Raw genomic sequence first — 19,098 nt, 5'->3', positions numbered from 1 at the left:
GAAAAAGACGATGAAATTAAACTAAAAGGAGATGGAAATCATGGGCGTTTTTTCCCGGATTAAAGATATGACAAAAGCATCGCTGCACGAATTGCTCGACAAAGTGGAAGATCCGATCATTATGCTGAACCAGTACATCCGCGACATGGAGGAAGAGATTGCGCAGGCGGAAGTGACGGTTGCCCGTCAAATCGCCAGCGAGCGCAAGCTGAAGGAGCGTCAGGAGGAAGCGGTGCGCCTCGCTGCGCAGTACGAGGAGCAGGCCAAGGAAGCGCTGCGCAACGGCCATGAAGCGTCCGCCCGCCAAGCGCTGGAGCAAAAGCTGTACTACGAGAGCAAAATTTCCGAGTATACGGAAATGCACGAGCAGGCGAAGGCGCAAGCCGCGGAGCTGGTACAGCAGCTGCATGAGATGAAGGACGCCTTCTATCAAATGCGCAACAAGCGCAGCGAGCTCGTCACCCGGGCGCAGCTGGCCAAGGCGAAGAAGCAGATGGCCGAGGTAACGGCGAGCAATGTCATCGAAGGCGGCCAGGCGGTCAAAGGCTTCCGCCGCATGGAAGACAAAATTATGCAGCTCGAGGTCGAAGCCGAGATCGCCCGCAAGCCTTATGTCGGCGGCGTATACTCCACGAATGTATACCGCAGTGAGCCTTCGATCGATCCGGCCAAGCAGCAAAAGATCGACGACCAGCTCCAGGTTCTCAAGGAGAAGCTGAGCGCTGAGAAGAATCAGTGAACGAACTGCGAGAGCGACCCGAAAGTCTCCGCCAGGCGGCCGGAGACTTTCGGCGCATTTCCCGGTGAAAATAGCTTGGAGGCTGTATAGCTTGTATGATATGCTATGAAATTAGCAGGATGAAACGGAAAGGGGGGCGGCACGGATGGACCGCAAACGAAACCGCAACATCGCGCTCGTGCTGGTTGGCGCAGGCCTCGTCATGCTTGCGATCAACAATCATTTCGGTTTTTTTACCGTCGTCGCTCTCTTCTTATTGCTATACGGCGTCCACAAAGTGCGGTCGGGAGCGGTGCGCAAAGGATATGTGTTGATGGCGATCGGCCTGTTCCTGCTGGTCGGGGGCAACCTGACGCTGATCGCGGCGATCGTGCTTATTTCGCTCGGCCTGTTCTATATTAAATCGCGGCAAGTTCACCAGAACGAAACCCACTTCCGCAAGCAAAGCCTTGTCGAAAGCATTCGCTGGGGCCGCGAACCGTGGATTTTGCGGGACATGTCGATCTGGAATGTGCTTGGCGAGCTGGAGCTCGACTTGACCTATGCGATTGTGGAACAGCAGGAAACGACGATTGTCCTGCAGGGCGTGATGGCTGATATCGACCTGATCGTGCCTGAGGATATCGGAATTTCAGTCAGCTCCTCGGTATTGTTCGGCCAGACCGGCATCGGGGAGGAGAAGCAGGCGGGGCTGCTCAACCGGATCGATTGGCAATCGCCCAATTATTGGTCGGCCGACCGGAAGGTGAAGCTGGTGATTTCGTACATTGTCGCCGATGTCGATATTAAAATCGTGTAACAGCTGGAATGAAAGAAGGGACGATTCATGAAAGGCCGCGAACCGCGTCTGACGAATATGATATGGCGAAGCATGGCGGAGTCGATCGGGCTCAGCCTTGTTTTGTTTGGCGTGATCGTGTACTTTTTGCATTCCGGCGGATACATGAAGCCTTTCGCTTCCTGGCGCGAAGGCGTCTATATCAGCTTGACGCTGATTGCGATCGTGTCGATCATCGGCGGGATGTACGGGCTGTGGTACGCGAGCCGCATCAAGTCGCGGCTGGAGACGCTGCGCGATGCGATGCTCTCGCTGGAGAAGGGCAACCTGACGCGCTCCGTCCCGCCGCTCGGCGCCGACGAAATCGGCCGTCTCGGCGAGCAGCTGAACGCCATCACGAAGAAATGGGAGGAGCAGGTCACTTCCCTGCAGCGCCTCTCCAACAATAACGCCCAGCTGGCGCAGAAGGCCAAATATTCGGCGATCGTGGAAGAGCGGCAGCGGCTGGCGCGGGAGCTTCACGACGCGGTAAGCCAGCAGCTGTTCGCCATCTCGATGACGGCTACCGCCGTAGGCCGCACGCTCGACCGGGACTTCGAGAAGGCCCAGCGGCAAATTTATTTGATCGAAGAGATGGCATCGGTCGCCCAGTCGGAGATGAGGGCGCTGCTCTTGCATTTGCGGCCGGTGCATCTTGAAGGCAAGCGGCTGTCGGAAGGGCTGGTCGAGCTGATGCACGAGCTGGCGGCCAAGGTGCCGATGAACATGACGTGGGATCTTGCCGATGACGTGCGGCTGCCCAGAGGAATCGAGGACCATCTGTTCCGGATCGTACAGGAGGCGATGTCCAACGCACTGCGTCATTCCCGCGCTACGGAGCTGGAGGTGCGGCTGACGAAGCCGTCGGCGGAGGCGGTGCGCCTGACGATCAGGGATAACGGCGTCGGATTCAATCTCGATGAAAAGAAGCACGGCTCATACGGCTTGATGACGATGCGGGAGCGAGTTAACGAGATCGGCGGGTCGATCAATCTGATTACGGCGCCGGGCAAAGGGACCCGCATCGATATACGCATTCCGATAATGGCGGAAGGAGGATACGAGGATGAAGGAAGCGACGATTAAGGTGCTGCTGGTCGACGATCACGAGATGGTGCGCATCGGGCTGGCGGCGGTGCTCGGCACGGAGGAGGATATCGAAGTGGTAGGGGAGGCCTCCAGCGGCCAGGAGGGCATTCGCCTGGCCCAGCAGTACAAGCCGGATGTCGTTCTGATGGACCTGGTCATGGAAGGGATGGACGGCATCGAAACGACGCGCAAGCTGCTGCAGTTGCATCCGGACTGCAAGGTGATCGTGCTGACCAGCTATATCGACGACGAGAAAATTTATCCCGTCATTGAAGCCGGGGCCTTCAGCTACCTGCTCAAGACGTCCCGCGCGGCCGAGATAGCCCAGGCGATCCGCGCTGCAGTCAAAGGGCAGTCGGTACTGGAGTCGCAGGTGGCCTCCAAGCTGATGAATCGTTTCCGGCAGCCGAAACCGGCCGCTCTTCCCCACGAGGAGCTGACCGAGCGGGAAATGGAAGTGCTGCGTCTCATCGCCTCGGGCAAATCGAATCAGGACGTGGCCGACGAGCTGTTCATCGGCATCAAGACGGTAAAGTTCCATGTTACGAACATTTTGGCCAAATTAGGCGTGGAAGACCGGACGCAGGCGGCGATATACGCATATAAGCATGGGCTTGTCAAATAGCGGGGCGGCCTGTTCCTTTCGCGGCCTGAGGCGGCAAGGAGATTGCGGGGAGTTGGCCGGGGGACCCGGATCAGGAAGCGGGGCCAGGAAGCGGGGCTAGAAGCCGGGGCCAGGAAGCGGGGCTAGAAGCCGGGGTCAGGAACCGAAGTCGGGAAGCGGGGCCAGAAGCCGGAAGTTCTTGACAGGGCTCGGCGCTTGCAGTATGATGACATTCAATGTGCATAAGCTAAAGGAGACACTCTCCATGGATTGGACCAAGGGCATTGTGATCGGAATGACGATCATCGCTTGTATCATTTTTCTAATATTCGTCGGCAAAAAATATTTGAAATAAGCGCCGGGCTGCCTAAAACCGCCGCCTTAACCAATTTTCGCTCATCGACATACGATGTAGGGAATCGGTTATAGGAAGGCGGTTTTGTTCTATGCTGCGCAAGCGGGTCGCAGGCCGCGACGACAGGGCGATATACCGGCTCGTTGACGAGCTGTTGATTCCTTTCGCCCGGGATACCAAGCCGGATCTGAAATTCAGCATGCCCATCCTGCGCGAGCGGCTGAAGCCGTGCACGACGTACGTATACGCGGCGGGATCGCGAATGCCGTCCGCCTTCATCTCCTTTCGCGCCGGGCGAGACGTGATGCTTGTCGAGATGCTGGCCGTCGCTGCCCGCGAGCAGGGCCGCGGCATCGGCAGCCGGCTGTTGGCGCTGGCCGAGCATCGCGCCCGCGAGCTGCGCTGCCGGGAGATGCGGCTGTGGGTCGATGAGGCGAACACCCCGGCCCAGCAGTTTTATCGGTCGCGAGGGTACGAACCGGTCTATTACGAGCAATCGGTTCGCTGCTATTTGATGAGCAAGCCAATCGCTGGCCGGCAGCGGCAACAGGCGCCGCCCCGGTGAAGGCGCGCCTAATTCTGGCGCGCCTTTTCGGTGTGGCTGACCGGCGTTTGCGCTGATCAGAGCAAAAACAGGAGCGCGACGAGGCCAAGGTCCAGCGTAAGAGGCCCGCCGAAGCCGGGACCTGCTCCGAAGAAGGGGACCGCGTTGACGCTTGCTTTCGCTTGCGTGCCGGCCGTCTTCTTGCCTCTGCCTTTGGCCGGAAGGGACTTGCCGTTCCGCGTTTTCATGGTATCGGCTTTGTCAACGCCGTCTTCCTCGTTCAAAATCAGGCTCCCCTCGTGCACGCGGCTGAGAATGCCTACGATTTCCGTGCCGTCGCGCAGGATGACGCAGACGGGCTTGCCGTAATGCGGCCGGCACGTTTCTTCGCTTATCGGGTTTATCGGCACCATGTTCGCATTCCTCCGATTGAATCATCAGTTTCACTTCAGACTATGCGGCGGCTGCCCTATGGATTGGACGAATGCCCTGTCGGGACAGGCCTATTTTTTGCGGATGTATAGCTGCTGCCGCTTACGGGTACAATGGTTGATAGAATGATAGATTCGGACAAACGATTCCCGTGGAGGTGTCCCGGCATGAAGCGAACTGGATGGAGCTATGCGATCGGCTTGGCCGCTGCGCTGGTGATGGCCGCGGTCTGGATGGTGCAGTTGCCGGAGCGCCCCTCTGCCAGCGCAGCGGGACAGGCCGCAAGCCGCGACGCATATTCGGATACGCGGAAGCTCGTCAGCGCCGCGATGGCGCTCATGGAGCCTTCCGATTCCGGCTGGAAGCTGACGATGAAGAAAGCGGGAGCCTATGCGGCGCCTTACCGCAACGCCGCAGAGATCCGGCGGTTCGGAGAAGCGGTCAGCGCCCGCCTCGGATGGGAATCAGGCGGCTTTGTATCGGCCGAGCCGGATAAGATCGTCTACCGGAACGAACGGGAGACGACAGGCGGCTGCCGCGACTCGCTGCTTGTTGCCGGGCTGGAGCATGGGGAAGGGTACGCTATCCTGAAGCGGGAATGCACGTTGCGGGATAAGGAGGCTGTGCAGCAGGCGGCCGGGTGGCAGCAGGAGGTCGACCGGCAGCTCCGCGGACTGGCATCCGCGGGAACGTGGAACGTCATGGTGCAGGGGCAGGCGGGAGATCCGGCCGCTTCCAGCCAGGGCAAGCCGCATGCCGAGCGCACGCTCTCCCGGGCGGCCAAGCTGCTGCAGGCGGAGGAGGTCGAGCGCTACGAGGACGCGAATACGCTGAGCGTCTCGTATGCTTCCCGGACGCTGCGCCAGTCGGTCCGCTCCGCCGGCGAGGATGTGCACCTGCAAGCGGCCATGCATTGGGACACAGCGGCTGCGCATTGGCGCTTGACGCTCGGCACGCCGGTGATTACGAGCGAATATTGAAACCCGGCCGTAGAGCGTGGCGGGAGGGCGTGGGAGAGCGCGGGATGAGACGGAGGATAGGCCGGCAATTCAGAGGTTGAATACGCCGCTCTTTTTGGATATGCTAGTAGCAAAATATTCTAAGAAAGAATGAGGAAGAGTCCTATGACCAATGCCGTATTTCTCATATTCGGCGCAACCGGCGATCTGGCGCGGCGCAAGCTGTTCCCCGCTTTCTACGCCCTGTACCGCGAGCGCAAGCTCGGCGACCGGTTCGCCGTCATCGGCCTTGCCCGCCGTCCGCGCACCAACGAGCAGTTCCGCGAGGATCTGCTGGAATCGATTCAGGAATTTGCCCGCTATAATGTGACCAAAGACGAGCAGTGGTCGACTTTTGCCAACCATTTCGAGTACATGTCGCTCGATATCAATAACGTGGACGGCTTCCGCCAGCTAAGCGAGCTGACGAACCAGCTCGATGCCAAGTTCGCCGTCGGCGGCAACCGCTTGTTCTACCTGGCACTGGCGCCCGAGCTGTTCGGCAGTGTAGCGCACAATCTGAAGGCCGGAGGCATGCTGGATTCGGAAGGCTGGCACCGGCTCGTCATCGAGAAGCCGTTCGGCTACGATCTGCCGTCGGCGGAGAAGCTGAATGCCGAAATCCGGGAAGTGTTCGACGAGCAGGACATCTACCGCATCGACCATTATCTCGGCAAGGAAATGGTGCAGAACATCAATGTCGTGCGGTTCGCCAACGCGTTCTTCGAGCCGCTGTGGAACAACAAGTACATATCCAACATTCAGATTACGCTGAGCGAGACGGTCGGCGTCGAGGAGCGCGGCGGGTATTACGACCGTTCCGGAGCGCTGCGCGACATGGGGCAAAACCATATGCTGCAGATGCTGGCGGTCATGGCGATGGAACCGCCGAGCCGGCTGCATCCCGAGGATACCCGCGACGAGAAGGTGAAGGTGCTGCGCAGCCTGCGCGGCTTCCAGTCAGCTTCCGAGGTGCGGGCGAACACCGTCCGCGGCCAATACGCGAGCGGCAACATCAAGGGCCGGCAAGTGCCCGGCTATCGCCAGGAAGATTCGGTGAACCCGGAATCGACGACCGAAACGTACTTTGCCGCCAGAGTGTTCGTCGACAATTTCCGCTGGGCCGGCGTGCCGTTCTATATCCGCACGGGCAAGCGGCTGCCGGTGAAGACGACGGAGGTCGTCGTCGAGTTCAAAAATGTCCCGAACAACGTATATTTGGCGAAGAAGCACAAGCTCGACTCCAACCTGCTCGTCTTCCGGGTCAATCCGATGGAGGGCATCTATCTCAAGATGAATGCGAAGCAGCCGGGGTCTGAGGGCACGATCATTCCGGTGGCCATGGATTTCTGCCAAAGCTGCCAGGTCGGCCTGAACACGCCGGAGGCGTACGAACGGCTGCTGTACGACGCCGCGCGGGGCGATTCCACGTATTTCACCCGTTGGGACGAAGTGGCTCTCGCCTGGAAATACGTCGACAAGATTGCGGCCGGTTGGGGCGAACGGACAGACGACCTTTATTTGTACCCGGCCGGCACCTGGGGACCGGAGCGGGCGCAGCAAATGCTCGCCGAGGACGGCTTCCGCTGGTGGCCCGTGCAGGGGCAGGAAGAGGACGAGGTCACTTGGGAGTTCGTACAGCGATAATGAAAAGGCATCTCAAACGAAAAGTGGACATGCATTTTGCGGGTCCACTTTTGCTGGTTTTAGACATGCTGCAAATTCCGTTCCGATTGAGGGCGAGGGAACATGAAGGTCGAGGTCTTCAGCTTTTTCTCCCCAACGATATACGGCACTTCATTCACCAGGATCATGAGAAAAACAAATATCAGATATGAGAAAATGGAATTATAAAAGAACGCTATGCAGTAAATCAAAACGAAATGCAGACCGGTATGTTTTCTGTACTTGAACAAATTGTAGAAGGTATAGACAAGCATCAGGGAAAGCATCAGTCCCCCTGCCACTCCGGAATATAGCAGCGCGGAGAGAATAGGGTTATGCGGATAATCTTCGATATAAGTTGTTGTAAATACATCCCTGTATATGCCGACATAATCGAATCCGCTGCCAAAAAGAAACTTCAGCAGTGGTGTATCTTGGTGCAGCATTTGCAGCGCATACGTCCAGCGATCCGACCGCGAAGAGAAGGTGCTGTCAATATTATCAGGGCTGATGGTCGTAAATCTCGAGATGGTATAAGAGAACTGCTTCTGGTCCATGGACGCCATCAATTTGGAAATCACATTGTTGTCCGAAATATAAGCCGCAGCGAACGCGATCGTTCCGATGAAAAGGATGCTATACAAAAAAGGAATCCAGCGGGCCAATCTGATTTTATGCATATGGCTTCGAATGAGTTTGAACATGACGATGGCAAATACGAGCATCGTTAAGATGAATCCTCTCCTGGACCCCGAGAAAAAAATCGTGGCGGTAAGAGAGAGAACAGGCACCAGATACATGAGGCGATATTTCAATTTGTCGGCACGATGGAATAATGACAGCGCCATCACCAGGCCAATCAGCATAGCCAGCGAAAACATGTTCATATCTGAAGATAACACCGTTCCGTAAGCATACCGCTCGCGAAAATAAAACAGAGGCAAATGTACCCCATGCAGCAGCAAGTAAAATTTATACAGCCCGATCACGGAAAGAATGAACATAAAGAAGACAACAACCTTTTTGGAAAGGTGCAGGAATTTTTGGAAGTTTAGCTCGTGCAGCCCTCCGTAGACAATGGCCATAAAAACGAGACACCACTTGATTCGGTTCATATCGACTTCAACAACCTTATAATCCAGCGCGCCGTCCGAAAGCAGCAATCCCCAAAAAAAACAAGAAGATGCAGCAGTAAAACATAATGGAGAAAGGATGGATTCGGATTCGGATCTTCCCTTGAGGGATGAGTATGGCTAAATAGACCACAAGCAACAGATATATAACGGCAATGCCATCCGGAAAAGCGATGCCCCACAATGCAGCGGCCAAGATCAGGGCCAGGCCGAATTCGGGGCTTAGCCATTTGCGAAACCATAAAGCCATATCAATCTTCCACCTTTTTCTTGTTGGATTTATTCCCTTTCCTTATATGAATTTACGATACAAATTGTATCATAGAATGCGCAGCGTTGCATGCATAGACTTTGAAAATTTTGACGTATGCCGCCCGGCAGGCTGCCGCGCCCCGGGACAACGCGGCAAAAGCTCTTTTTTTCAAGTAACGGACGGGATATAATACGATTGGTACTTCAAGCCAAAGGGCTTGTTCGAACGGAGTCGCCAATAAGAGCGACGCAGGCCGGCAGCGCCGGCAGAGACTGCATAGGAGGGGAGCAAAAATGTCGCGAAGGGCGTTTATCCGTTGGATGCTGGGGCTTTGTGCCATGATCGGAGTCATGCTGACGGGACTGTACAAGCTGCTAAAGCATTCGATCGAATCGCAGCGCCAAGCGAAGGCAGCGGCGGCCGCTGCCGATCATGATCATCAGCGCGCCGCGGGAGCGAATATCGTGCAGGCATCGGCGGAGCAGAACCGGCCGCTGAACTCCTTCATGCTGCTGAGCGACCTGCATATTACGCCTTATGATCCGAACACGCAGAGCAATTTGCGCAAGGCGCTGGACGACCTCGCCCGGTTCGGCTCGCCGGTGGATGCGCTTATCTTTACGGGCGATTTGACCGAATACGGGACGGAGCGGGACTATCAGGAACTGCGAAGCATTTTGTCCGATTATCAGCTGCCGCCGGTGTATGCCAATATGGGCAACCACGATTATTACGATATTTGGATCGATCGCAAGGGAGCCTTCAACAAGGATACGATGCCGAACGGGAAAACCGACTGGCAATCGCGCGAGCGGTTTACGCAGTTTTTCGGTCTGGAGAAGCCGTACCACGACGTATGGATCGGCGACAGCCACATCATCCTGCTGTCGCAGGAGGCGTATGTGCAGGAGAAGCCTGAGGTCGGGGAAGGAGCCTGGTACTCGGACGAGCAGATGAACTGGTTCGCCGCGAAGCTGAAGCAGCATGAGGGAAGCGGCAAGCCTGTCTTCGTCATGACTCATCAGCCGCTGCCGCCGGCTGGAACGGACGGCAAGTCCCATCAGCTGATCCGGGCCAAGGAATTCCGCCAGCTGCTGAAGCCTTACCCAAATGCCTTCGTCTTCTGCGGGCACAGGCATCAAGATTTTGTCGGCACGTTCGATCATTACGTCAAGGAAACGTTCCATTATTTTCACAACTCGTCCGTCGGCCGCGTCATGAACCGCCAGTTCCGGTCGGTCGATAAAAACCGTTCGCAAGGACTGTTCGTTCAAGTGTACAGGGACAAGGTCACGGTCCGCGGCCGCGACTTCGCGGCCGGCGCCTGGCTGCCGGAAGCCGATTGGACGATTCCGCTGAAGTAACGTATCACCGGCTGGCGAAAGCTCAGGCTGCCGCGGCGGCGCAGGACGCTGCTTCGGGGCGGCACGCGGAGGGGAAGCCGGCACGCAGGCCGGGCCTGTTCTTCATCGGGAACGAAGCGAAGCAGGCGCAGGTCACCGGCCGCCGGAAGCCGATGGCGGGCCCGCCTCTTCCAGCCGGCTCCAGGCGGCGTAATCGTGCACAGCGATGCCGCAGTACGAGGCGTGACGGCGCAGCAAGCGATGCACCCGGAGCAGCTGATGGCGCATGTAGTCTGCCCCTTTGCCGTGGAAGGTCGTATACCCGGGACTGACCGCATTCGTTTCGACGGCGACGATGACTCGCTTGCTCAGCTTGTCGGCAATGCGGATCTCGTCCTTGACGGCGTCGACGATGCCTCCGCTCCCTGTGGCCCGGTCCCGATAAGCCATGATCGTCACGTGGTCCAGCTTGGCGATCATCCACTCCAGGACAGACGGAGCGCCTTGCTCCGAAGTGACGGGAATTTGCTCGAGCCAGAAGGGCAGGTCTGCCCCGGTCTCGATGCCTTCCCAGCCTGCGGTTAATTGCGCGAAACGGTCCATGGCCGCAAGCCAGCCGTCGATCAGCTCCTGCCTCTGCTCCGTCTCCCAGGCAGGCAGATTGTAAGGCTCGATATCGACATGGATGCCGCTGAAACGCGATTCCGCCGGGGCGGCTTCATTGAACGAGCGGACCCATTCCGTTAACCGCTCGATATGCCTGGGGCCGTTGCCCGCAGCCCACGACGGATCGCCGTCCAGCGCATGCACCTCGATGCCCGATAAGCGAGCTTTTTCGATAAAGGATCGGTATTGGTTCGGATCGATCTGCGGGTCGATTTGCAAATAAATCCATCGTACGTTATGGCGCTTGGCAAACGACAGCACGGGCTCGCTGCCGCTTGCCGCGAGCTTCGCGTCCCATATCCAGGTCGCCACGAGCGGAGGAGGCGTATAGGTCAGGCACACGCCCGCCGTCATCGCCACGGCCAACAGGGCGGGAAGCACGTATTTTCTTTGCAGCCGGATCATGAATTAGCCCCTTTCGGCCGTTATTCGCATAAAGCGGCGGCCTTTCATCATACCATTCGCACAGGCCGCGCGGGATTGGGCGGCATCGGAGCGCCGCGGGACCGGCGTAGATTTATCCAGGCGGATCGGTGTATAATGGTGACGACCGATGACGCCGAACGCGATTCGCCGCGGCGGGCGTCTGACAGACAAATTGCCGCCATGAAGGGAATCAGGAAGCTCATGTCTAATTTATTGAAGCAAGAAGTGCAGAAACGGCGCACATTCGCTATTATTTCCCACCCTGACGCAGGGAAAACGACGTTAACCGAAAAGCTGCTGCTGTTCGGGGGAGCCATTCGCCTGGCCGGTACGGTCAAAGGGCGCAAGGCGAACCGGCACGCCACGAGCGACTGGATGGAGATCGAGAAGCAGAGAGGGATCTCCGTGACCTCGAGCGTCATGCAGTTCGACTATAACGGCCACCGCGTGAACATTCTCGATACGCCCGGCCACCAGGACTTCTCCGAGGATACGTACCGCACGCTGACAGCGGCGGACAGCGCGGTCATGCTGATCGACTCGGCCAAAGGCGTCGAGGCGCAGACGAAGAAGCTGTTCCAGGTATGCCGCAAGCGGGGCATCCCGATCTTCACCTTCATCAACAAGCTGGACCGCGAAGGGCAAAATCCGTTCGACCTGCTGGAGGAGATCGAGCAAGTGCTCGGCATCCGGTCTTATCCGATGAACTGGCCGATCGGCATGGGCAAGCAGTTTTGCGGCGTCTATGACCGAAAGCTGACGCAGGTGGAGCTGTTCCAGGGCGACGATCACAAGGAAATCAAGCTGCGCAAGGTGAGCGGGTACGACGATCCCGTCGTGAAGGAGATCGCCGGCGATTTCCTGTACGAGCAGCTTGTTCAGGATCTGGAGCTCCTGGACGTGGCCGGGGACCCGTTCGATTTCGAGAAAGTGCGGCAGGGCGAGCTGACGCCGGTCTTTTTCGGCAGCGCGATCAACAATTTCGGAGTGCAGACATTCCTCGAGAACTTCCTTGAGCTGGCGCCTTCGCCGACGCCGCGGAAGAGCGATCAAGGCTTGATTGAGCCGCTGAACGAGAAGTTCTCCGGATATATCTTCAAAATTCAGGCGAATATGAATCCGGCTCACCGCGACCGGGTCGCCTTCCTGCGCATCTGCTCGGGCAAATTCGAGCGCGGGATGTCGGTGCGCCACGTGCGTGCCGGCAAAGAGATCAAGCTGTCGCAGCCGCAGCAGTTTTTGGCGCAGGACCGCGATATCGTCGAGGAGGCTTTTGCCGGGGATATTATCGGCCTGTTTGATCCGGGCATTTTCCAGATCGGGGATTCGCTGTGCCAAGGGGGGAACGTCGTGTTCGACGAGCTGCCTACGTTCTCGCCGGAAATTTTCTCCAAGGTGACGGTGAAAAATGCCCTGAAGCATAAGCAGTTCCAGAAAGGCATCGACCAGCTGACGGAGGAAGGCACGATTCAGGTGTTCAGGACGATCGGCTTCGAGGATCTGATTCTCGGCGTCGTCGGCCAGCTGCAGTTCGAGGTATTCGAATACCGGATGAAGAACGAGTACGGGGTCGATGTGCAGCTGTCGCGGATGACTTATCAGTTCGCCCGCTGGCTCGTCGGGGACGACATCGATCCGAGCAAGTTCCGCATCAACTCCCAGGCTGTCAGAGACAAAAAGGACAATCTCGTGGCACTGTTCGAGAACGAGTACGCGCTGCGCACCGCCATGGAGAAATTTCCGAATGTCAAGTTTCTGGAGACGGCCCCGTAACGAAAAAGTTCATATCGCTGCTCCAGCCTCCGGCCTTTTGCGGCCAGGGGGCTTTTTCGCTTTTCGCCTGGAGCGTCAGGCGAACGCCCGCTGCGTATTTGGGCAAGTATATCTGACCTTCCGAAGGCGCCGCGGCATACAATAACGTGGTGTTGAATACTGGCTGATTCACTGCGGAAAAAAGTGCCGTAGGCTGCAGCTGGCGCCGGGCGGCGTCAAGTGTTCGCCATACGCTAGCGGGAAGCGGTCAGGAAAGGGGCGGGGATCGTATTTTGGCAAAAAAGCGTTATAGCCGGTATGTGGTCAGCAAATGGGCGAAAACGAAGGCGATCATACAGTCGCCGCTGGTCAAAAGCAGCGTGCCCGAGACCAAAGTGATGACTCGTCATGCGCTGCGGGAACTGCTTGATAAGTATGGGATGGTGTACATTAAGCCGGATAAGGGAACGCACGGCAACGGAGTGATGCGCGTCGAACGGAGCGGCGGCGCCTATCGGTACAAGGCCGGCGTCAGAGAGCGCAGCTTCGCCGATTACAATGCCTTGTACGAATCGATTCGCCGGCGGACCGGAGGTCGGCGCTATCTCGTTCAGAGGGGGATTCACCTGCTGAGGCACCGCGGCCGCCGCTTCGATATCCGCGTCATGGTCCAGGTCACGCCGCAGCGGACATGGGAAGCGACCGGCATCTGCGGCAGAGTCGGGGCCCCGGACAGGGTCGTGACCAACCTTCACAACGGGGGACAGGTCAAGACGGTGGAGACGCTGCTGAAGGAGCATATCGGTCCGGAAGGACGGCGGCGGCTGATCGCCGGGATGTACAGGCTTGGGCTGAACGTGGCAAGCGCGATAAGAAAAAAATACCCCGGCGTCAAGCGGCTCGGTCTTGACGTCGCCCTGGACCGGGAGCTGCGGCCGTGGGTATTGGAAGTGAATACATGCCCTGATCCGCACATTTTTAACCGCTTGAAGGACAAGAGCATGTACCGCACCGTGATGCGATACTGCAAAGCGGACGGGCGGCTGTAACAAGGCGCGGGCGCGGCATACTCCGGCTTCGGCGGAGCCTGCTCCGGGCCTGATCGTCTGCCCGAACGGCGGAGCCTGCTCCGGTCCTGGCAGCCCGCCTGAACGGCATTGTACACGAGCTTGGCTGACAAATACGGTCAGTGAAGAGCGAAGCGGTAATATTCCGCCAGCTCCGCGCTGACCGCAGCCATCCGTTCCTTCAGAAGGGGAGGGCCCAGCACCCGAATCGACTTGCCGTAGGACAGCAAAATATGCGGCGGATGCGGTCCGCACGGAAGCTGCGCATTCCGTCCTTCCTGTCATAAGCGGTAGTGCGAGCCGGAAGCGAGGTTACCGCTCGGTGGTTCTTCCCCGCTTCGCATGTCCGCCGCGCGCTTCCCCGGGGCGGCGCGGCGGCTTGTCCTGCTTCATATCCGCTGCAGGCTTCGGCGTAAGGATAGTAAACGTTGAGCCGGAGCCCGGCTCACTCTCCACCGCGATCGTTCCTTTGTGGGCTTCGACCAGCTGCTTGACGATGGACAAGCCGAGGCCTGTCTCGCTGCCGAGCTTCGAGCGGGCCGGGTCGGCCTTATAGAAGCGCTCCCAGATCAGCGCCTGCTCCTCCGCGGTCATTCCCCGGCCGGTGTCGGAAATTTCGATTCGCGTATGCGTGTCCGTCTCCGAGCCCTTCATTCGGATCGTGCCGGTATCGGTAAACTGAATGCTGTTTTTCACGAGATTGATCAAGATTTGCATCAGCCGGTCGTAGTCGCCGTAGATGACGAGATCGTCCGGACAGTCGATGGCGATCTGCAGATGCTTCTTCTCGATCAGCACATCCAGCGATTCCGCGACAATATCGAACAGCTCGCGCAGCGGCACGAGCTTCTTGTTCAGCGTGACCATGCCGCTTTCGATTTTTTCCGTATCGAGCAGCTCGTTGATGAGCCGGATCAGGCGGAACGTTTCTTTTTCAATAATATCGTAATATTTGTCCCGCTCCTCGGGCTGATCGACCATATGGTTTTTGAGCGCTTCGGTGATGCCGCGAATCGAGGTCAGCGGCGTGCGCAGCTCGTGCGTCACGTCCATCACGAATTGCCTGCGGCGCTGCTCGAACCGCTCCAGCTTGTGGGAGGTCGCCTCCAGCCGCTCGGCCATGGAGTTAAAATCGGAAGCGAGCTCGCCGAGCTCGTCGGTGCGGGATACCTCGGAACGCGCTGCATAATTGCCGGCCGCCAGCTGGCGGGTCGTCGCGCGCAGCGACAGGATGCTGCGGCTCATGCTGCGCGAGATCAAGCCGCTGACCGCCACAGCCAGCACGAAGACGAACAGGACCAAATACAGCATCGCCTTGTTGAGCGTCTGCAGCGTTTGCTGAATGCCGAGCAGCGGAGAGACGACGAACAGATAGCCTTCCTCGGACTGGTCGCTCGCCAGCTTGATCGTGCGCGGGACGACGACGAGCGGCTCGTCGGTGTTGGTGCTGATCGTAAAGCTGTCCAGCTCCTGGTCCAGCTGCATATGAGCGCGGAGGCTGTCCAGAAACTTCCGGCTGCGGGTCGGTCCGCCGGCCCGGTCGCGGTAGACGATCTCTCCGGACTTGTCCAGCATGATAAAGGAAATTTTGCGCTCGGCCAGCAGGATGCGAAAAGCCTGCAGGGAGGCGTACGGGTCTTCGGTTTGCTCCGACAATAGCTTGGTGATCGCCTTGGATACGCTGCTTAGCTCGTCGGTCTTGGAAGTGTAAATATACTGCTGCATATAGTAGGACAAGGCGCTGGAAAGCAGCGCCAGAATGAGCAGCGATACAAGCAAGTGACTGAGGAACTGCCGCTGGAAGAAGGTAAACCGGTGCCTGGGTTCGCGCTGCGCTGTCACGTGCTCCTCAATCCTCCAGCTTGTAGCCGACGCCCCAAACGGTGACGATCAGCGGGTATTCGGGCGACGATACTTTGTTGCGGAGCCTGCGGATATGCACATCGATCGTTCGCTCCTCGCCGATGTAATCGTAGCCCCATATATTTTCGAGCAGCTGCTCGCGGGTAAACACCCGCTTCGGATAGCGAAGGAACAGGACGAACAGATCGAATTCCTTCGGCGTCAGGTTCGAGACGGTGCGGTCGCCGACGGTGACGATGCGGGTGGACAAGTTGACCGCAATATTTTTGTAGCTGAGGATGTCGCTGTCGGAAGACCCCGCACCCGCCTCGGAGTCGCCGGCTTCGCCTCCGGAAGAGCTTTTATAGCGCCTGAGCACCGCTTTCATTCGGGCGATCAGCTCCATCGGGCTGAACGGCTTCGTGACATAATCGTCCGCTCCCTGCTCCAGCCCGCGGATGCGGTCCTGCTCTTCATCCCGGGCGGTCAGCAAAATGACAGGCGTATCGGCATTCGCGCGAATTTGCTGACATAAGGTAATGCCATCCTTGCCGGGCAGCATCCAGTCGAGAATCACGAAGTCCCATGGTTCCGCCTCGAGCCGGGCCTGAGCGTTCAAACCGTCGTGGACAAAAGTCGCGTCGAACTGTTCCTTCTGAAAAAAAAGCCGCAGCATCTCGCACACGGATATGTCGTCCTCGGCAATCAACAGCTTCATGGCTCGGATCTCCTTCTAAAAAATTCGTATACTGGCAAAAGCAATTCCTACAGGCGTAATTCAAGCATATTCTGTTCGCGTCCGGAAGGCAAGTGCGCTAAACAATTCGTTCCTTCGGGGCTATTACAGAGGGCGAAGCAGAATAAAACATCGTTGACAGATGCAGAGCGTCATGAGATAATGAACGCGCGTACATTGCAAAAGACTGGAGGTGGCCAGCATCGTAACCCGAAAGGAAGTCGCCGCGTTGGCGGGAGTATCCGAGGCGACCGTTTCCCGCGTCTTCAACGGCGTCGGGCCGATGAAGGAGGAGACGAAGCAGCGGGTGCTTGAGGCAGCCAGAACACTGAACTATCATCCCCACGCGATCGCTCAAAGCTTCGCCCGCCGGCGGAGCGGCAATCTGGGCGTTGTGCTTCCTTACGTGCCGAAGGTGCATATTTTCTCGACCTATTATTTCTCGGAAGTGCTCAGCGGAATCGGCAAACAGGTGATGGAGAGCGGGTACGATATGCTGCTGAAGTTTCGGACTCCCGGATTGGAAAACGATTACAGCAAGCTGTTTCTATCGCAAAAGGTCGATGCCTGCATCATTCTCGGCGCAACCGATACGCCAGGCGAGCGGGCTTCGCTTGACCGGCTGCAGGCGGCGGGGCATCCTTTTTGCCTGGTCAACCAGCATTTTGCCGGGGCATCGTTCAACGAGGTCGAAGCCGATCATGTGCAAGGAAGCTATATGGCCGTGAAGCATTTGCTCGGCAAAGGCTTGCGGCGCATCGCCTTTCTGAACGGCTCGGCGGAGTTCTCCAACAGCCGCGATCGGCTGCAGGGATATCTGACTGCCATGAGAGAGGCCGGGGCGCTCCCCGAAGGGCCGTGGGACGCTTCGGCGGTGCCCGCCCATCTGTACTACGAGGGCAATTACAGCCGCACCAGCGGCTACCGGGCGGCGGAGCGGCTGTGCGCGAACCGGGGGCGAATCGACGCGGTATTCGCGGCGAACGACCGGATGGCGATCGGGCTCATGCAGGGAATGCGCGAGCGCGGCGTAGAGCCAGGGCGCGATATCGCGATCATCGGCTACGACGATTCCGATGCCGCGCGGGTGACCGATCCTCCCTTGACGAGCGTTAGCGTCCCCTTCTTCGAGATGGGGCGGACGGCGGCGGAGCGGCTGCTACAGGCGATCGGCGTCAAAGGGGCGGACGACCGCGGAGCAGGGGCCGCTGGCGAAGCGTCGGCGGTGCGTGAGGTAGCAGAGCGCTCGCAAGCGGCAGGGCGTGAGATTGCAGAGCGTTCGCAAGCGGCGGAATGTGAGGCTGCAGGGCGCTTGGAAGCGGCGGAGACGGATGGCAAGGCGGGAGCCGGGGCAGGAAGTTTTCAGATCAAGCTGGATACGCGGCTCGTTATCCGGCAGTCTTGCGGCTCCTAAAGGCTGCCAGGCTGCGGAATGACGGCAATTTAGAGCCATTATGGGAGGTTGATTCAGGGATGAAGCAAGTCAATGTGGGAATGATCGGCTACAAGTTCATGGGCAAGGCGCACAGTCATGCTTATCGCGATTTGCCGATGTTTTTTCCGCAGGTGGGCCGGCCGGTCATGAAAGCGATCTGCGGGCGCGACGAGAAGGGCGTGTCCCAGGCAGCCGAGCAATTCGGCTGGGAGAGCTGGACGACCGACTGGCGCGAGCTGCTGAAGCGGGACGATATCGATCTGATCGATATCAACGCGCCGAGCGACGCGCATAAGGAGATCGCCCTTGCCGCCGCGGCGGCCGGCAAGCATCTGTTCTGCGAGAAGCCGCTCGCCCTGACCTTGGCCGATTCCCGGGAAATGCTGCAGGCGGCGGAGCGGGCCGGCGTGAAGCATATGGTCGGCTTCAACTACCGGTTCGCTCCGGCGGTACGGCTGGCCAAGAAGCTGGTGGAGGAAGGGCGGCTCGGCCAAATTTATCATTTCCGCGCCTGGTTCCTGCAGGATTGGATCGTCGATCCCGAGTTCCCGCTTGTCTGGCGGCTGCAGAAGGAGGTCGCGGGCTCCGGCTCGCACGGCGACCTGGGCGCGCACCTGATCGACCTGGCGCATTATCTCGTCGGCGATATTCAGGAAGTGATCGGCATGAGCGAGACGTTCGTCAAGGAGCGGCCGATGCCGTCCTCGATGACGGGCTTAAGCGCCAGGGGAAGCAAGGACGCGCCGCGCGGGCCGGTGACGGTCGACGACGCCACGCTGTTCCTGGCCCGCTTCGCTGGTGGCGCGCTCGGCAGCTTCGAAGCGAGCCGCTTTGCGCCGGGGCACCGCTGCACGAATGCGTTCGAGATTAACGGCAGCAAAGGCAGCGTCAAGTTCGACTTCGAGCGGATGAACGAGCTGCAGGTGTATTTTACGGACGACGCGGAGGATGTGCAGGGCTTCCGGCGCGTGCTGGCGACAGACCCGGCGCATGCCTACGCCGAAGCGTGGTGGCCGCCGGGGCATACGATCGGCTACGAGCACACGTTCATTCACGAGGTGGTCGAACTGATGCAGGCGCTTCAGGAGAACCGCCAGCCGGTGCCGGACTTCCGGGACGGCGTCAAATGCCAGCAGGTGCTGGAGGCTGTCGACTTGTCCATCGCCGAGAAGCGCTGGATTCAAACCAACGAACTTTAAGGG

Annotated in this window: 18 protein-coding genes; 12 read left to right on the top strand and 6 right to left on the bottom strand. The window is 58.6% G+C overall.

The annotated features are described in order from the left end of the window. Positions 1-40: 40 nt before the first annotated feature. The 5 genes from F591_RS0117675 to F591_RS0117650 all read left to right on the top strand — a co-directional run bounded on the left by F591_RS0117675 (position 41) and on the right by F591_RS0117650 (position 4,169). On the top strand, positions 41-739 hold the full coding sequence (locus F591_RS0117675) for a PspA/IM30 family protein (protein ID WP_019535949.1): 699 nt from the start codon (positions 41-43) through the stop codon (positions 737-739). Positions 740-884: 145 nt separating this feature from the next. Further along, a complete protein-coding gene (liaF, locus tag F591_RS0117670) occupies positions 885-1,538 on the top strand; it encodes a cell wall-active antibiotics response protein LiaF (RefSeq protein ID WP_019535948.1) in 654 nt (217 codons plus the stop codon). A 27-nt stretch (positions 1,539-1,565) separates the two neighbouring features. Beyond that, the gene (locus tag F591_RS0117665) at positions 1,566-2,642 is read left to right on the top strand and encodes a HAMP domain-containing sensor histidine kinase (RefSeq protein WP_019535947.1); all 1,077 of its coding nucleotides are present in this window, start codon (positions 1,566-1,568) and stop codon (positions 2,640-2,642) included. Next, complete coding sequence (locus tag F591_RS0117660; protein WP_019535946.1) at positions 2,623-3,270, top strand: response regulator; 648 nt, start codon at positions 2,623-2,625, stop codon at positions 3,268-3,270. The genes F591_RS0117665 and F591_RS0117660 overlap by 20 nt, the downstream gene beginning before the upstream one ends. Positions 3,271-3,695: 425 nt before the next feature. Then, positions 3,696-4,169 (top strand): GNAT family N-acetyltransferase, encoded by a 474-nt coding sequence (locus tag F591_RS0117650; RefSeq protein WP_019535944.1) that lies wholly within the window; start codon positions 3,696-3,698, stop codon positions 4,167-4,169. 56 nt (positions 4,170-4,225) lie between these two features. Here F591_RS0117650 and F591_RS0117645 read toward each other — a convergent pair whose 3' ends face one another. Next, positions 4,226-4,561 (bottom strand): hypothetical protein, encoded by a 336-nt coding sequence (locus tag F591_RS0117645; RefSeq protein ID WP_019535943.1) that lies wholly within the window; start codon positions 4,559-4,561, stop codon positions 4,226-4,228. 186 nt (positions 4,562-4,747) lie between these two features. Between F591_RS0117645 and F591_RS0117640 the strand changes: the two genes are divergently transcribed. Continuing rightward, positions 4,748-5,560, top strand: a complete 813-nt coding sequence (locus F591_RS0117640) for a YwmB family TATA-box binding protein (RefSeq protein ID WP_019535942.1) — start codon at positions 4,748-4,750, stop codon at positions 5,558-5,560. 144 nt (positions 5,561-5,704) lie between these two features. Further along, positions 5,705-7,225 carry a glucose-6-phosphate dehydrogenase gene (gene zwf, locus F591_RS0117635; RefSeq protein WP_026326699.1) on the top strand — a complete coding sequence of 507 codons (1,521 nt, stop codon included), beginning with the start codon at positions 5,705-5,707 and terminating at the stop codon, positions 7,223-7,225. Between the two features lie 59 nt (positions 7,226-7,284). On the opposite strand, the gene F591_RS0117630 is transcribed toward zwf, so the two are convergent. Further along, on the bottom strand, positions 7,285-8,358 hold the full coding sequence (locus F591_RS0117630) for an O-antigen ligase family protein (RefSeq protein WP_156829605.1): 1,074 nt from the start codon (positions 8,356-8,358) through the stop codon (positions 7,285-7,287). Positions 8,359-8,374: 16 nt separating this feature from the next. Continuing rightward, complete coding sequence (locus F591_RS0117625; protein ID WP_019535939.1) at positions 8,375-8,626, bottom strand: hypothetical protein; 252 nt, start codon at positions 8,624-8,626, stop codon at positions 8,375-8,377. Between the two features lie 296 nt (positions 8,627-8,922). Here F591_RS0117625 and F591_RS0117620 point away from each other — a divergent pair, with 296 nt between their 5' ends. Continuing rightward, a complete protein-coding gene (locus F591_RS0117620; protein WP_019535938.1) occupies positions 8,923-9,993 on the top strand; it encodes a metallophosphoesterase family protein in 1,071 nt (356 codons plus the stop codon). Between the two features lie 132 nt (positions 9,994-10,125). On the opposite strand, the gene F591_RS28370 is transcribed toward F591_RS0117620, so the two are convergent. Continuing rightward, complete coding sequence (locus tag F591_RS28370; protein WP_019535937.1) at positions 10,126-11,043, bottom strand: hypothetical protein; 918 nt, start codon at positions 11,041-11,043, stop codon at positions 10,126-10,128. A gap of 222 nt (positions 11,044-11,265) precedes the next feature. On the opposite strand from F591_RS28370, the gene F591_RS0117610 reads away from it, so the two are divergent. Both F591_RS0117610 and F591_RS0117605 read left to right on the top strand, forming a co-directional pair. Then, the gene (locus tag F591_RS0117610) at positions 11,266-12,837 is read left to right on the top strand and encodes a peptide chain release factor 3 (protein WP_156829606.1); all 1,572 of its coding nucleotides are present in this window, start codon (positions 11,266-11,268) and stop codon (positions 12,835-12,837) included. A gap of 272 nt (positions 12,838-13,109) precedes the next feature. Then, a complete protein-coding gene (locus F591_RS0117605; protein ID WP_019535935.1) occupies positions 13,110-13,865 on the top strand; it encodes a YheC/YheD family protein in 756 nt (251 codons plus the stop codon). Between the two features lie 330 nt (positions 13,866-14,195). Here F591_RS0117605 and F591_RS0117600 read toward each other — a convergent pair whose 3' ends face one another. Both F591_RS0117600 and F591_RS0117595 read right to left on the bottom strand, forming a co-directional pair. After that, on the bottom strand, positions 14,196-15,725 hold the full coding sequence (locus tag F591_RS0117600; RefSeq protein WP_019535934.1) for a sensor histidine kinase: 1,530 nt from the start codon (positions 15,723-15,725) through the stop codon (positions 14,196-14,198). A 7-nt stretch (positions 15,726-15,732) separates the two neighbouring features. Then, a complete protein-coding gene (locus tag F591_RS0117595; RefSeq protein ID WP_019535933.1) occupies positions 15,733-16,443 on the bottom strand; it encodes a response regulator transcription factor in 711 nt (236 codons plus the stop codon). Positions 16,444-16,654: 211 nt separating this feature from the next. Between F591_RS0117595 and F591_RS0117590 the strand changes: the two genes are divergently transcribed. Together F591_RS0117590 and F591_RS0117585 are read left to right on the top strand one after the other, a co-directional pair. Beyond that, positions 16,655-17,875 (top strand): LacI family DNA-binding transcriptional regulator, encoded by a 1,221-nt coding sequence (locus F591_RS0117590; protein ID WP_051109215.1) that lies wholly within the window; start codon positions 16,655-16,657, stop codon positions 17,873-17,875. A 59-nt stretch (positions 17,876-17,934) separates the two neighbouring features. Then, positions 17,935-19,095: a Gfo/Idh/MocA family protein gene (locus F591_RS0117585; protein WP_019535931.1), complete on the top strand. Its 1,161-nt coding sequence runs from the start codon at positions 17,935-17,937 to the stop codon at positions 19,093-19,095. The last annotated feature ends 3 nt before the right edge of the window (positions 19,096-19,098 follow it).

The sequence above is a fragment of the Paenibacillus ginsengihumi DSM 21568 genome, from assembly GCF_000380965.1.
Lineage (GTDB): Bacteria > Bacillota > Bacilli > Paenibacillales > NBRC-103111 > Paenibacillus_G > Paenibacillus_G ginsengihumi.
Note: the sequence above shows the minus strand (reverse complement) of the source record. Positions and strands in the feature narration are given on the sequence as shown.